Here is a 15210-nt window from a genome sequence, read left to right as displayed (position 1 = left end):
TACATCATAAGTGAGTTATTCACTCATGCTCACGCCAGTACTAGCACCTTTTGTCAAACGGTTGAGTTTGTCATATTGATAGGTGAATACATTAGGGAACGTATTTCCGGCTCCCCAGTATTGATTGGAAATATTACCGTTGTAACTGGGCGTAGTACCGTCCTGATATTTCAGCTCCATACTGAACTCGTTGCTGGTACTCTTGGTTAACCACCCCCTTTCATTGTAAGCGTAGCTAGTGGTCTGCGCATCGTTATGCAGTTTTTTTCGTTTAACTGATGCGTGAAATGTTAGAAACCGAGCTCTGAAAAATCAGGACTCGGTTGTTGTCTAATAGTTATGTTCATACGTGGCACGCGTGTGCTAGCTGGAGATTATTTTACGTTGTACTTTTTTCTCCACTCTATTAAATACAACAATCTATCCAATATATCTTGACAGGCATCATTTTCATTAGCAAACTCTTTTACATCATGTTCTTTTCCTCGTTCATCATATTCAAACGTAAGCCATTTGTTTTTGGAATAGAGAAGTATAGTTCTCATGGGTAACAAAGTGCCATCAAGCGAATAATCTTTTGGATTTACATTTAACAAATCCAACGTCGATTTCAAAGTCTCTATATTCATTATAAAAAATATTATACTAATCTAAGGGATAATTACTTCAGGGACAATTTCAGGTAAAGGTTCAATATATCCTTCACTTATCAACCTACCGGCAGGTAATGAAGATTTGAATTGGATACCTCCTGTAGATTGACCATTTGCACCTGAAATAGGCCCTCCTCTAACATTAAAAGGTTTAACAACTCTCCATGCTTCGTATACTTTTGTATCAGTTCCCTCCAATAAAAATCTTTGAGATATTGGGGTTCCCTGTGGAGAAAAATATTCAGAGGTAGGTCTTGTACCACCAAATCGATCAATAATCATTCCTTCTTGAATTTCACCTGTGGGACCTAGACCAACAAAACCGTCATTTGCCGGAAATTTTGAAGAGGTTAATGACCCTCTCGCAAGTAATGGATTATAATCCTCATTTAAAGAGACTTTTTCCTTTTCAACTTTTGGATCTAAACTTGGTGTCGAATAAACCCCTCCATCAAATGCCAAATTCCCAAGCCCTAAACCTATTTTTGCAGCCCTATATTCAACATTCATAGAACTGCTCAAGTCAGAATAAGATTTTTCTGAATAATTTTGATCAATACCTTTTTGAAAAAACCTATCAAGCTCCCCTGTTTGGACAACATATTGTAAATTCTGATAACCATCATAGTAGTAATCATCTGGAGGTACTGGCATCATGCCGTCCGGATCCACAAATCTAACGGGGTTGTTGAAACCATAGTTGTAAACAGAATACCTCCTCATCTGCTCCGCCAACGGATCCACCACATTCCACCTGCCTATTACCGGATCATAGAACCTGGCGCCGTAATCATATTGATCACCCAGCTCTTCTTGCAACTCCTTGCCGTTATAAAGGTACTTATTTACAATTGAACTTGGAGAACCCTTTTTGCGCATTCCAAAAGCATAGTAGTCGTCGCGCTGAATGACTTCCAATTGGTTGTTATTGGCCGGATTGAAATAAAACGTGGCTCGCACATTTCCCAAATGATCACTCAGGTTGTAGCGGTAACTGTATTCGTTATTGCTGTTGTTTTGTGCGATTCCTTCTTCGGTTTGAATAAAATCTATTGTTCCTTCTGGTTTGTATTCTATCCCATCAATATAATTGCGCAGGCTATTATTGCTGTTTTTCCGCAGCTTTCTTCCGGTAGCATCATAAGTATAGTTTAAATTGATGTTGGAGATCCGTTTAGGCAAGTTCAGTTGATTGTATTCAACATTAAAATGCAAACGTCCGTCTACTATCGCATTGCCATTGGCATCATATTCATAGCCGTCGGTTACATTACCAACATACCACAATTGGTTACCATTTGGATAATCGTACCAGTTTGGATTGCCGCCATCTCTCGCCAGTGTTTCAATATTGCCCATTACATCATAAGTGAGTTCTTCACTCATGCTCACGCCGGTACTAGCACCTTTTGTCAAACGGTTGAGTTTGTCATATTGATAGGTGAATACGTTAGGGAACGTATTTCCGGTTCCCCAGTATTGGTTGGAAATATTACCGTTGTAACTGGGCGTAGTACCGTCCTGGTATTTCAGCTCCATACTGAACTCGTTGCTGGTACTTTTGGTTAACCACCCCCTTTCATTGTAAGCGTAACTGGTGGTTTGTGCATCGTTATGCAACTTCTTTTCTTTCAATTGCCCCAGCTCATTATATACATAATGGTTCAACGCAATCTCCGCCTGACTATTGATGCGCTCAAAAGTCGCCAGCTTCCTCCCCTGGTGATCATATTCGTAACGGTTGGCAACCGTAAGTGTGGTGCTGTTGTTTACTTTGTGCAAACGAGTAGAATAGGAAACACTGCCATCAAAGTTGTAGCTGTTGGTGATTTCATCATAATTGCCTTCTTTTGGCTGACCTTCCAGATAATGCTGTCTGTAGATTTTAACTACCCTGCCTTCTTTATCATAGTAATTTACCGTCCACAGGAAATGATCGGTATCGATTACCCGAACTTTCGTGGCCGTAAGTAAACCTTTGGTCATCTGGCTGTGTTCACTTGCATAATTGTAGGGCAAGCCTGGCAGTTCATAGTTGTCGTAATAATTTACCACATCTACCCGCATATTGGCTACATTGCTCGGGGCGCTTACATTGTCATAACCTTCAAGATTGTTTGCACCATAAAAGGGGGTATCCCATTGTGGCTCAAGATTATTTACTGTTCCCTGTACATTTGCACGTGTATCGGTATGGCCTGACTCTACCCCGCTCATCGTTACCCGTCCAAATGCATCGTATTTGATAAAACTGCGGTGCGATTGCTGGCGTTGTAAACCGTCTCGCGTGAAAATAACATGATCGAGCTTGTTGTAAATCAGCTCTTCCCAGTCTTTACCCGGTATTTTCTTTTCAACTACTCGCTTCCTTCCGTCATAATGGTAAGCATAAATAAAATCCAGGAAGATCTTATCAGTTTCTTTAAAACTGTTTATTTCATAGCCGCTATCCGCATCTGTACCCGGATTCACAGCAGGTGGAAGCACATAACGCAGGTTGCCAAAATCGTCATATACGTAATAGGTGCTTAAACTTTTGCCTTCATTTTCCCAAATGCGTTTTAATACTACGCGGCCATCAAAGTCTTTAAACTCTTCGGTGGTTCCGGTTTTTCCGGAGGTCCAGTTTTCATCTTTGGAAACCGTTTTATACAATTTACCTGCGCCATAGAAACTGGCTGTAGCACCATCGGCAGTTACTGTCCATAGTTTTACCTCATCGGCCGTATTGGTTCCGTATTCCATTTTTACCGTATGCCCGGTTGTGCTGCCTGCAACAGGTTGCCATGCATCGCCTGGTGCGCCTTGTTCCAATACGCGGTTGAGTGGGCTGGCCTCAAATATGGTTTGTGAGAAAGGTGTAGAAGTTGCTTTGATGTTACCCGGAGGGCCAAGATAATAGCCTGCCTGGCCACCACCAGTTATGGCATCTGCACGGTAAGCGCCATTATTGTTCCAAACGGTATATGGCAAATACTTTTTGTCTTCACGGCCAAAAGCATCATATGCTACAGGACTTACAATATCGTGCCCGGGTAAACCGCCATTTACAGCAACGGTTTGCAGCGGTCGGCCAAGTCCATCAATATATTGGATTACCAGGTTTTCTTCACACATGCCAAATGTATTGCCAACATTTGTGGAGGTTACATCTGGCCTTCTAAATGTACGTGTGAGGATATAGTTCTGGTTGCTGCTTGCCGCAGAAACCTGCGGAAGACAGTTTTGATAACTGACACCTGTAGTAAAAATCCGAACATTACTTCCCGCAGGGATATGAAATGGTGCTTTGAGCGTTATGCTGTACTGCGCACTGATTTGAGGTTCCCCGTTGTAGGTATTCAGCTCCAGCTGGGCGTTGGCATTAAACGCGGACAAAACCAAAAGTACCGGCGAAAAAAGTTTTTTAAAATATGTATTCATGAGCGCGCTAGTTTTTATAGTGATACTGGTTTTCCTTTACAATATTTCCATTCTGATCTTTGATCCATTTTAAACGGCCAAAATCATCGTATTCGTAATAGGTGGTCATACCTTTGGGGTCGGTTTGACTTGTCATGCCGACTAAAGGTTTGTAGGTGTAGGTGGTGATTTGAGCATTGATTGGCAGGATTTGGACATTATCTATCCAACAATCAATACTTTGAAAACTAAATGCATTGGATCCACTAATGACAGCCTTACAAATCAACCAACCGGTATGATCAGATTTTGATACAACTGTAAAACCACTAGGTACTCCAGAGACGAAGTCTTTATAATGCATGTAAACTACATATGTTTTTGATGGATCCAAATCCATCTTATTGATACTACCGCTACCATTGGGTGGTAATGAAAGATATCTGTTTCCATTTGATTCAGTCATCACTGTTCCACTATAACTCCAGCCCCCATTTCCTTCATGCTCAAAGCCTGTAAAAGCAATATCGTTTATATTTGCGTTGTTAGCGTATCCCATCAAATAGTGTTTTTTGGAGTCCCAAATAAAACTTTGCTTTATCCCACCTTTCGCAGTAAGTTGTAACACATTCCCTTTTGAATCGTAATGATCAAAAGCAATATGTTCTTTATACCTTCGATCCTTATTAAATAATTCGAAATAAGTAGAAGATTCAACGAAATCGGTAATAGGGATATCAGTTTCGACCTCATACACTTTGTCGCAAACGATTTGATCTTCAATAATCTTAAACTCTTTGATCTGCCCACCAAGTAACTTTTTAGTACCATTATTTTCGAGATAATTCAGTGATTCTACGGGCTCTGAAATGATATTTTTATTTTTTAAAGTTAAAATTTCGATTGGTAGCGGAGTGCTGATAGAATAATCATGAGGATAAATAAATTTAGTCACATTGTGGACATCAGAACTATTCTCATCTATGATTTCCACCGGTTTCATATGGCCTGTTGAGGCATAATTATAACTAGTTTTACTAGTCTGTTCATTATTTACATCGTGATAATACTTAGTAGTTACGCTTGTTAACACATTCGCATAATTTACAATAACTTCGTATTTGCTGTAAAGAAGTATTTCCCCTATTGAACCATGTACAAGTCCAAATACTTTTTTATTACCCTTCCATGCAGCAGCAGAATATATGGCATATGTATTCGTTATTTCCTTTTTAGCTTGCCCTATCTCATCAAAATAAATCTGTTTGATTAGCTTTCCCCTATTCCAATCATAATCCGGATTTGGAGGATATGGCAATGTATTTGGCATCAAATGATAACTATTTTTGTATTCTAAGTATACTGGATCATTAATATAGTATTGGTCGTCAAACCAATTTATTTTTGAACTATGATAAATTCCATATTCAACATCCGATGTTTGGTTGTAAACTGCTGGCATACTATAGATGTATTTTATAGTACCATTATCTGTCAAACCTTCATTTCGCTCCGTAACAATCGTATAACCTACATAACTGCCGTTGCTATTTCCTAGAGCCACCTGAGAGCTGTTATAGAAAAAAAACTCAGCTAAGGTTTTACCTGCGAAGACGGGCATTGCGATTATCCTTCCTGAAGAAATTCCTTCAGAATCGTGATATGCATAATTTGTAATTTTGCTCGGTTCGTTCGCATCAGAAGACACATAATTCTTGACACTTTTTATCCTTATTCCGCCCCCGTTATAAACACAGCCGTCAAAAAGAAATTGATTGGATTCAAATTCAAAATCAGAATGCCCGCCCGTTGGGTAAATTATACTCGTCAGCGACCCAACTTTAATTTTTAATATGTCAACCATTCGATTTGCCCCCGGCAACACTGAATTATCATTATAAGGATATACATTGCAGATTGGGTATACCCTAAACCTTTCGTTTCCTAAATATTTTGGATAGATAAATAATGTCGGAAATAAGTTTTGGTTGGAAGAAGCCCCATTGAAGTATCCCCAAATATCTTGTTGGTATGAGAAGCGGTTTGGAAGGGGTGCACTTTCATCATAAATAAATAAATGGGGGTTTTGAACACCATTTTCAGATATTTCCTGAAGCCTATCCAGCCGAAGTCTTCGATAATATGAAGGATGCTCTGAACCGGTCAAAGGAACGAATACGTTACTCATTCCATTCAATGGTTCTGCTAGCGGACTTTGAAAATAATCATATGTCAAATTAAACCCTTTGATCATCTGACCAGTTGTCCTTTCAATAACTTGTATACTTGTTATAGCAAAAGAGGGGAGCTCAGTATCTTTTCGGAGCTCTGAAGCAATAAAATTAACAGTTTCATCTTCTGTTTCAATCTTGGTCAATCTTTTTTTTGATGTAGATTTGTTCCTACCGCTATTATCGGCAATAACAGTATTATAAGTTGATCCATTTATCCACTTGCCCGTAACACCTGTAGAGTTTGGCCGATCGAATTGGTCAAGAGACTCATCGGCATAAGTGAATTTTATTTCCTCATGAGTTGGGGAGATAATCTGAGAAACATACCAACTTGAATTGTAACGCGTTATTGCAGTCATTTCCGTCCTTTCAGGAAAGTTACCATTCCCATCGGGTGATGAACTTTTAGGGTATTGAACTGATGCTGTAATACGTTCCAATCTTTCAACTTGATCGAAAATATAACGGGTTCCATCATTATCAGTTATCTCGAAAGCTACGATTTCGCCTTCGGAATTTAATTTATGTGATATATTGATGTCTTGGTATGGTAACATCAAAATCTTTTGAATATTCCCATCCACATCAAATACAAATTTCCCCGACTTTCCCAAGATTGAAAAGTAAAATACATCAGGTTCTAAGTCATTTCTGCCATCTAATAAAAAAGACCCATAATTAGCCTTAATGTTTCTAATAGAATTGTAAACGTAGCTGGCGTCGGTATTAGAATCATCAAAGTCTTTTAAAAGTCCATATTTTCCGGACCAAAACCTTCCTAAGCGTGGGTGTTCCGAACTTGGAGTTGTATCAAACGGCCTGTCCTGTCTTCCTGTTATTTCCCCCCCTTTGTTATAGTCATCGGGAATGTCTTTAACTGCTCTTGTGATTACAAAAGTAGCGTTTAATGACCAATTTAACCCAACATTTGAGGCCTCTTCCTCGACTTTGACTCCTACAGCATTATAAGAAAGGCCAATTGGCAAATTAAATGTCTTTAAGCCAATTGACCATATTGGCAAATCTATCTGTGGAGTTCCGGTATAGCGACTGATTGGCCTATCAACGTTGTTTACCAACGATGCGGCGTCAGGAGTTGGCGGCATATTAACCGTTTGAGCCTGAGTTCTAACGAACAATATGAACGTCATTGCGATTATAAGTTTAATTATCTTATACATTTTTGTAAATTTAAATTCGAGTTATTGCTAATAGTCTTTGAGTGATTGTAGGACATCATTCACATGTATGTGATTAAAAAATACGGATCTCAACACTCGCTTGCATTTATTATTTTATTCTACACTATGGTTAAAAAGTATTTGTTCAGACAAATGCATAGTGGACTAACGATTGAAATCTGCTGTTTTGTTAAATGGATTTCAAATAAGATCTTTAACTTCAAAGACCACATTTCCTCTAAGAAGTGCGTTTATTTATTCTATTGCCTTCAACCTTTTACTTATCTCTATCAAATAAAGCGTCAGCTCTTCGATCTTTTTTTGCTGCATTTTCAACATCTCTCCTACATCCAAACCAGAAGTTTCAACTGTTTTTGCGTTGGGCATATCGGGTAAATGTTTATGCTGCTTTATATAAATTTCGACATCAGACAATGATTTCATTTGATAATCAGGTTCAAAAACATAGTCTGGCCAACCATCACTACGCACTTGAATTTCAGTAGCGCCAATTTTTCCGTTCACAGACAACTGCTCTTTAGGTGTTGAGGTACCTAAACCCATCATGCCGGAGTTTGTAAGTGTGAAGTCTGATGCATATATGCCCTGGCTATTTCCGGGTGTAACCTGTATGTAATCCAATGACAGATTGGCAATGCCGGATTGAAAATTTAGCCCCCGAAATTCAATGCCGCTAACATTATTGGGAATGTTAACCGGAAGGGTGATAAACTCCCAGGTATTGGCCTGTTTAAACATATTCGGTTTTACCCAAAGTCGTGCGTATATGGAGCCACCCTGTGAGGAAACCACATCGATAAAGATTACACCGGCAGATGAACTGTTGTCTGATACTTTTAATCTGAATGACACGTTGTGATTGCCGCCCGGTAATTCAGCGTACGGACCAAACCACATGGTTTCTGAAGGTGTGCTGGCCGACCTGAATATGCACGAACCTCCATTAGCCGAAGCATCGGCAACAACCTGATTGTTTGGAGCGAGAACAGCAATGCTTTGTGTTTCATCAAAAAAATACGAGGCACTTGGAAATTGAGCTCTTGCTATTAGCGTACTGCATATAATGAGCATGCCGATTAGCTTTATTTTATTTTTCATTTTTTTCTATATGCTTTTTTAGATTTTCTACGTCCTGTCTCAATTGTGAGAGTGCATCTTTCTGTTGTTTAAGCTCATGGTCTTTTTCAATCAGATGTAAGGTTAATTCCTCCACTTTCCTGAGCAGTTGTTTGTTCATTTCCCCTAAGGCAAATCCATTCTTTTCAACTTCAATGGCACCCGGCATATCGGGAAGATGTTTGTGTTGCTTGATGTAGGTTTCCAGATCCGTTAATGAAGTGATTTTATAATCAGCTTCAAAAACATAATCCGGCCAATCTTTTGCCCGTACCTGAATTTCACTGGCGCCTATTGTTCCGTTAACCGAAAGTTTTTCTTTTGGTGAATTTGTACCAATCCCCACATTGCCGCTAGCATTCCAGATGCCGCCGGGCAAACCAATATTGGCTTTACCCCAACCGCCGTCATAGCCCAGATCAATGGTGCCATTTCCTGAACGGATAAAATCTACGCGCATACCAGAATCATGAAAGGCGATGGTAGAATAATCGAGCGCACTCAATACCATTGTACTTTGATCCATCCAGGTTGTCGTGGTTGGATTGGAATTTTCCAAAACATTACCCAAACTGAGGTGGCCATCTACCTGTGTCCCGGGCGTATTCTGTCCTAAAACTACTGCGCCACCAACCAGTCTGAGTTTGGCATCTGCATTTGCAGTCCCAATGCCAATATTCCCCTTATTGATTACAAACCAATTGTTTAGAAAGGTGAGCTCCGGGCGACCAGATATACTCGGTGAAAGTTTAAGAATTTGCTCTTCCTGATCGCTATTATTTGTGCCTACAATGTCCAGATCAATGGCATTGCCGCGGTCAACGGTTTTAAATTTCCAGCGGTATGTATTTTCGTAATTGGCCGATAGAATCAGGTTAGTAGAATTTGGACTAGCCCCATAAATATGCACTTGGTTCTCATTAAAAGAATTGGTATTAACGCCCAAACCATGCGTAATAAAGTGGCCACCAGAAAACAAACGATTTCCCACAACTTCCAGCCTAAGGTTAAAATCTTCAAGTCCGTTATTCGTGTCGTGAAAATCGAGGTATCTGCCCAATTCGGTTACCCCATCGCCCCCAATGGTTACACTCTTGCCCCAGTTTTGGGCGTCACTTTTAGTATAGATGGCCATTAAGGCCATGCAACCTAGTAATTTTAGCTTCATAAATAATTGGTGTTTAGTTAATTTTATTGCTTAGAATTTCTACTTTTTGATTTAAGGTTTTATTCTCCTTCTTTATCTCAATCAAATACAGCGTGAGTTCTTCAATTTTCTTTAAAAGCATCTTGTTCATTTCTCCAAGTTGCAAACCTTCTGTTTCTACCGTTTTAGCCGAAGGCATTTCCGGCAAATGTTTGTGCTTTTTGATATACTGTTCTACCGTAGAAAGTGATGGAATTGAATAGTCTTCATTAAAAACATAATCCGGCCAGTTTTGACTGTCTACTTTGATTTCGCGTGCGCGGATGTTGCCGTTTACGGAGAGTTTGTCAGATGGTGAAGTTGTGCCAATACCTACGTTTCCATTTCCGGTAATCCGCATCCGTTCCACGGGTAAGTAACTGAGATCATTGGCAACTCCCGGACCTAATCCAACATGAAAGCTTAAATTTTCTGTTCCCCAGGTTCCTCCGGAAAATGAACCTCTAATGGTGGCTGTTCTTCTTGGCCCCTGATCTGATGGATAATTATCGAATGTACTCCAGAAATCTATATAAGACGGTACACTTGTATTTGAACCAGACATCCCTTTGGGTTGAATCATCAGTTGAACCAGGTTATTCTCTGAACTGACATGTAATGGCGCTAATGGATTCAAGGTTCCTATTCCGACATTTCCGGAATTCTCGAGTTTATTTTGAGCAAAGGTAAAACCCGTGGATGCGAGTACCGCAAAAAGCGTTAATTTGTAATTATTTTTTATCATTTGATTTGAGTTTATTGATTTCGGTCACAATTGTTTTAATCTTTTCAGCTTGTTCTTCATATTTTTTATCACGAGATTCTTCGTTTTGGAGAAGTGTTTTGATTTCTTTATCCTTCTCAATCAGGTGCAACGTCAACTCTTCAATCTTTTGCTGTTGCAGTTTAACGAGCTCGCCTAACGAAGCGCCGTTGCTTTCGATCTCTTTAGCACTCGGCATATCGGGTAAATGTTTGTGTTGCTTGATATAGGTTTCAAGATCGGCTAATGGTGTGATTTTATAGTTTTCTTCAAAAACATAGTCCGGCCAGTTTTGACTGTCTACTTTGATTTCGCGTGCGCGGATGTTGCCGTTTACGGAAAGTTTATCGCTTGGTGCATTGGTCCCGATTCCTAGATTTCCGCGGATGTAGGTATTCCCGCTTCCCCCCTCTATAGAAAGGAGCGGATTGAAGTTTGTTGACCAGAAAGTAAACTGGCGGCTTTCATGCATATGTATGCCGAAACCGGACCGATTGATTCCACTGGTATTGGGTGCGGTTTTGATGATTCCATCGTCCCAGTGGGTATTTAAATCACGGTAAAATATAACCTTAGGCCATTCGAATTGCTCATTTGACGTAAAATCACCCAATGCCTGCTGGGCTTTGCCTGATGTTACAAATGCTGCCAATATGGCCAGCAATGCGCTAGTTTTCTTGAAATTCATATTTTAAATTTGTTTGATTATATCGGGCCTAAAACATTTATTTGTTTTTTTCCAGTTGTTCAACGCGCTCAAGCAATTGTTTAAAAGCTTCGCTTTGGCTATTGATTTGTTTATCCTTTTCAATCAGATGCAACGTCAACTCTTCAATCTTTTGCTGTTGCAGTTTAACGAGCTCGCCTAACGAAGCGCCGTTGCTTTCGATCTCTTTAGCACTCGGCATATCGGGTAAATGTTTGTGTTGCTTGATGTAGGTTTCAAGATCTGCTAATGGAGTGATTTTATAGTTTTCTTCAAAAACATAATCCGGCCAGTTCTCGCTGTCTACTTTGATTTCGCGTGCGCGGATGTTGCCGTTTACAGAGAGTTTATCTTTGGGTGTAGAAGTACCGATTCCTATATCTCCATTAGCTGCAATAGCTAAACCTGAAGTCACTTCATTGTTGGCAAAATATACCATTCCATTTCTGCTCGTGACAAGTGCTGTACCGTTAACATCTTTTCCGGTCACATATAGTTCGCCGGCCCAGATATCTAATTTGGATCTTGGTGAGGTGGTTCCAATACCCATATTACCATTACTCTTGATTGCCAATGCAGTTTGCTTATCATTTACATCCTGACTAGGACCATGCACATTGAAATTCAAACCAATATTTTTAATTCCTGGATAGCCTGTTCCGGGATAAATACCACAACAAACCCATTCTGGAACCGCCTCTATAGATGCACCAAAATAATTAGGTAAAATGTCTCTGAAGCCTGTGAATTGAATTCCCTTTACACCATTACCACTTTCATAGTTGCCCATGGTAATCATCTCATCGCCCGCAATCTGAAATTTACTAATGGGTTCTTCGATCCCTAGGCCCATAAGTCCATAACGACTTATATTCAAATAGGGAATACCCTGAGTAAATACCCTTACGCCTGAAAAGGATGAAAAATAGCCCGTAGGTGGATCTGAGGGCGCTTCGTTATACCAACCTAGTCCATAATGGGAAACACTTTTTCCTTTGTACATAAAAGCATCTGTAGGAGATGGAGAAATTCCAGGAACATTTGAATTTGCAATAGTTTGTGATTGAACCTTGCTCTTCAAAAAGATTACGCAAACGGTAAGAATAAATAAGTATTTTCTCATTGTTTTAATTTTTTTAATTCAGATGATAGCATGTTGATTTTCTTTTCTTGCTCTATCAGGTGAAGCGTGAGTTCTTCGAGCTTTTTAAGTAAGATTTTATTCAGTTCACCCAATTGAATTCCTTCATTTTCTACTGTTTGTGCATTGGGTATTTCAGGGAGATGTCTATGGATTTTAACGTATTGTTCTATCTCTGCCAAAGGCATAATTTTATAATCCGTTTCAAAAACATAATCCGGCCAGTTGTCACTTTCAACTTTAATTTCTTTTGCGCGGATGTTGCCATTCACTGAAAGTCGTTCACGCGGTTTTGTTGTGCCAATACCAATATTACCAAGAGGTGTACCATCTGTTTTCGTGGCCAGTATTGTGTTTCCGTCTTGTGATTTTAAAATATCAAGGTCGCCTCCAGCTGCATTTGTTCCTATACCGTTACCATATTGATATACACTGCGTAGTGTCCAATTTCTAGCACCTGTAACACCAGAAACATCTAGTGATTTAATGCCTACTACATTTCGTTCTGGGAGTGTATTTTCATCCAGAACAACCATAAAATTTCCATTTACCACCAGTTTTTCGCTTGGTGAAATCAATCCCACACCAACATTACCTAAAGATTTACCATCTGTTTTTGTGGCAAGAATCGTATTTCCGTCTTGCGATTTTAAAATATCTAAATCGCCGCCAGGTGCGTTGGCTCCTACACCGTTACCATATTGATAAACGCTGCGTAATGCCCAGTTTCGAGCTCCAGAAATACCGGAATATTCCAGAGATTTAATGCTGACCACATTCCGTTCTGGGAGAATGCTTTCATCTAAAACAACCTTTAAAGTCCCGTTTACCACCAACTTTTCTTTTGGATTAATCGTACCAATCCCGACATTTCCCCGTATATAGGTATTGCCACTTCCCCCCTCTATAGAAAGAAGCGGATTGAAGTTTGTAGACCAGAAAGAGAACTGACGGCTCTCATGCATATGTATTCCAAAACCTCCACGGCTTATTCCACCGGTGTTGGGCGCGGTTTTGATAATTCCGTCATCCCAATTGGCATTGAGATCACGGTAAAATATCACCTTAGGCCATTCAAATTGATCAGCGGACGTAAAATCGCCCAAAACCTGTTGCGCCTGAGCGCCAAGAGTCAATGCTGTGAGCGCTACAAAAAATGCAGCTGTTGTTTTTTTATTCATCTGAAAAGAAATATCACCGAATTCCATTTGATGTAGAATCGAGCTTAGTTTGTTGGTTGGGAATAAACACACGTATAGAAACCGACTAAACAGCTGGTTTCATTCGTTTGCAATAATTATGCATTCAGCTTAACTGAATACTATTCGGGATGATTTAGGCAATAAAGCCCAGGGGATAGACCAATTTTATGCAATAAATGACTTAAACTTTGCGCTTAAGCAAATGCCTTGAATTTATGGTTAAAAATCGAATTGAAATCGTAAAATATGTGGAGGATGAGAGGTTGGTGAGGCGCTAATGGAATCATTTGTTTGTTTTAAATTATGCTGCAAATTAAATAAGTATTTTATAGTTTCAAAATAAAATTTCTCACGTTAGTCTCTGGTTACTGCAATGCTATTCTTACGCCAGGCATCATCAACGACAGTTTGAATTAGGAAATTTGATATGATGCTGATGACGTTCCACGGGTTTTCCGACTGTTTCCTAATGATGCCAAAACGGACCTTGTCTTTGACATTAGAAGACTAAAATGCATACTCAAATTGCTAGAAACACCCGGAAGCATACTGTCAGTTATTGCAGTTGACCATGCATTTAAAATTCACTTCGGATCACCAGACTTAAGTTCTTTGTAATTAAGTGTATTGATCTGTTCAAATGTACAGCCAGATGATCTTATTTTGCTCATGCTAATAGTCGTATTTTCCATCTTCGGGATTATATATCTCCCAAAAATAGAATTGCAGCCATAGCATTTACTGATGGTTCGGACTGGTCAACTTGGTCCGAAATCCGGTAGTCAGTTTAAACCGAAACAGGATGGCAAACACTTCTAATTTATACTATGAACCCTATGTTCCAGAATTCAGCAGGGAACATTTTCTACTAGAAAAAAACAAATCTTCAGCCAAACAATTCTGAAAAATGGGTAAGTCTTTTCCTGATAAATTCCAAAATTCAGTTTTAAAATCCAAAAACCTGAACTACTTTTATATTACAGCATTTGCAATAGAAAGATAAAAAAACCGGCGAGTAATCAGGTGAATATAGAACCTAAAGTCCATTAAATATTGATTAAACATATGCTTTCGAACTATGTTCGAATCCCAGCGGGATCACGAAATCTAAATCAAAAACCCTAATAACCTACAAGTAAAACGTTTCAAGGTTTTTGTTTTTTTTACGGAAATGACATTTAGGCATCGTTTAAATGTATTGTAATATTACTGGTCCATTTGAATTAACTTTTCATAATGAATAAGATTTTGAGTTATAAGTATCTATTTTGTTAACCAAACATTTTATAGAAAGCATAAACGTTGTGTAATGTGCCGGATATATAAATGACCGATTTAAATAAATCAATAATGAAAATAGAAGAGCGATGTGCGATCTGCTTCCATCTATACACATAAACAAGTGTATGTAAAACTGTATGGAGAGAAACAGAAACGCCTTGTAATTAATTGAATTACAAGGCGTTAAAATCTTAAAAGTACCCAGAAGCAGATTCGAACTGCCACGCCGTTGCCAGCGCCACCCCCTCAAGATGGTGCGTCTACCAATTTCGCCACCTGGGTTTATGCTGCAAATATAGATTAATTTTGGATTTTGTAAAACGA

General features: G+C 39.2%; 10 protein-coding genes and 1 tRNA gene. All 11 read right to left on the bottom strand.

What is annotated here, in order from left to right; genetic code table 11:
* Positions 1-15 precede the first annotated feature (15 nt).
* The 11 genes from ACJVDH_RS05605 to ACJVDH_RS05555 all read right to left on the bottom strand — a co-directional run bounded on the left by ACJVDH_RS05605 (position 16) and on the right by ACJVDH_RS05555 (position 15168).
* Positions 16-180, bottom strand: a complete 165-nt coding sequence (locus ACJVDH_RS05605; protein WP_443946586.1) for a hypothetical protein — start codon at positions 178-180, stop codon at positions 16-18.
* A 194-nt stretch (positions 181-374) separates the two neighbouring features.
* Positions 375-629, bottom strand: coding sequence for a hypothetical protein (locus ACJVDH_RS05600; protein ID WP_443946585.1), 255 nt, complete (start codon positions 627-629; stop codon positions 375-377).
* 21 nt (positions 630-650) lie between these two features.
* Positions 651-4076, bottom strand: coding sequence for a DUF6443 domain-containing protein (locus tag ACJVDH_RS05595; RefSeq protein WP_443946584.1), 3426 nt, complete (start codon positions 4074-4076; stop codon positions 651-653).
* Positions 4077-4083: 7 nt separating this feature from the next.
* On the bottom strand, positions 4084-7470 hold the full coding sequence (locus ACJVDH_RS05590; RefSeq protein ID WP_443946583.1) for a hypothetical protein: 3387 nt from the start codon (positions 7468-7470) through the stop codon (positions 4084-4086).
* 255 nt (positions 7471-7725) lie between these two features.
* Positions 7726-8589: a hypothetical protein gene (locus tag ACJVDH_RS05585; protein ID WP_443946582.1), complete on the bottom strand. Its 864-nt coding sequence runs from the start codon at positions 8587-8589 to the stop codon at positions 7726-7728.
* Complete coding sequence (locus ACJVDH_RS05580) at positions 8579-9775, bottom strand: hypothetical protein (RefSeq protein ID WP_443946581.1); 1197 nt, start codon at positions 9773-9775, stop codon at positions 8579-8581. The genes ACJVDH_RS05585 and ACJVDH_RS05580 overlap by 11 nt, the downstream gene beginning before the upstream one ends.
* A gap of 13 nt (positions 9776-9788) precedes the next feature.
* Positions 9789-10538, bottom strand: coding sequence for a hypothetical protein (locus ACJVDH_RS05575; protein ID WP_443946580.1), 750 nt, complete (start codon positions 10536-10538; stop codon positions 9789-9791).
* A complete protein-coding gene (locus ACJVDH_RS05570; protein WP_443946579.1) occupies positions 10525-11244 on the bottom strand; it encodes a hypothetical protein in 720 nt (239 codons plus the stop codon). Before ACJVDH_RS05570 ends, ACJVDH_RS05575 begins: the two co-directional genes overlap by 14 nt.
* A 37-nt stretch (positions 11245-11281) precedes the next feature.
* On the bottom strand, positions 11282-12385 hold the full coding sequence (locus ACJVDH_RS05565) for a hypothetical protein (RefSeq protein WP_443946578.1): 1104 nt from the start codon (positions 12383-12385) through the stop codon (positions 11282-11284).
* Complete coding sequence (locus ACJVDH_RS05560; RefSeq protein WP_443946577.1) at positions 12382-13584, bottom strand: hypothetical protein; 1203 nt, start codon at positions 13582-13584, stop codon at positions 12382-12384. The genes ACJVDH_RS05565 and ACJVDH_RS05560 overlap by 4 nt, the downstream gene beginning before the upstream one ends.
* A 1500-nt stretch (positions 13585-15084) precedes the next feature.
* Positions 15085-15168, bottom strand: a tRNA-Leu gene (locus tag ACJVDH_RS05555).
* Positions 15169-15210 lie beyond the last annotated feature (42 nt).

The sequence above is a fragment of the Pedobacter terrestris genome, assembly GCF_052343045.1.
Classification (GTDB): Bacteria; Bacteroidota; Bacteroidia; order Sphingobacteriales; family Sphingobacteriaceae; genus Pedobacter.
Note: the sequence above shows the minus strand (reverse complement) of the source record. Positions and strands in the feature narration are given on the sequence as shown.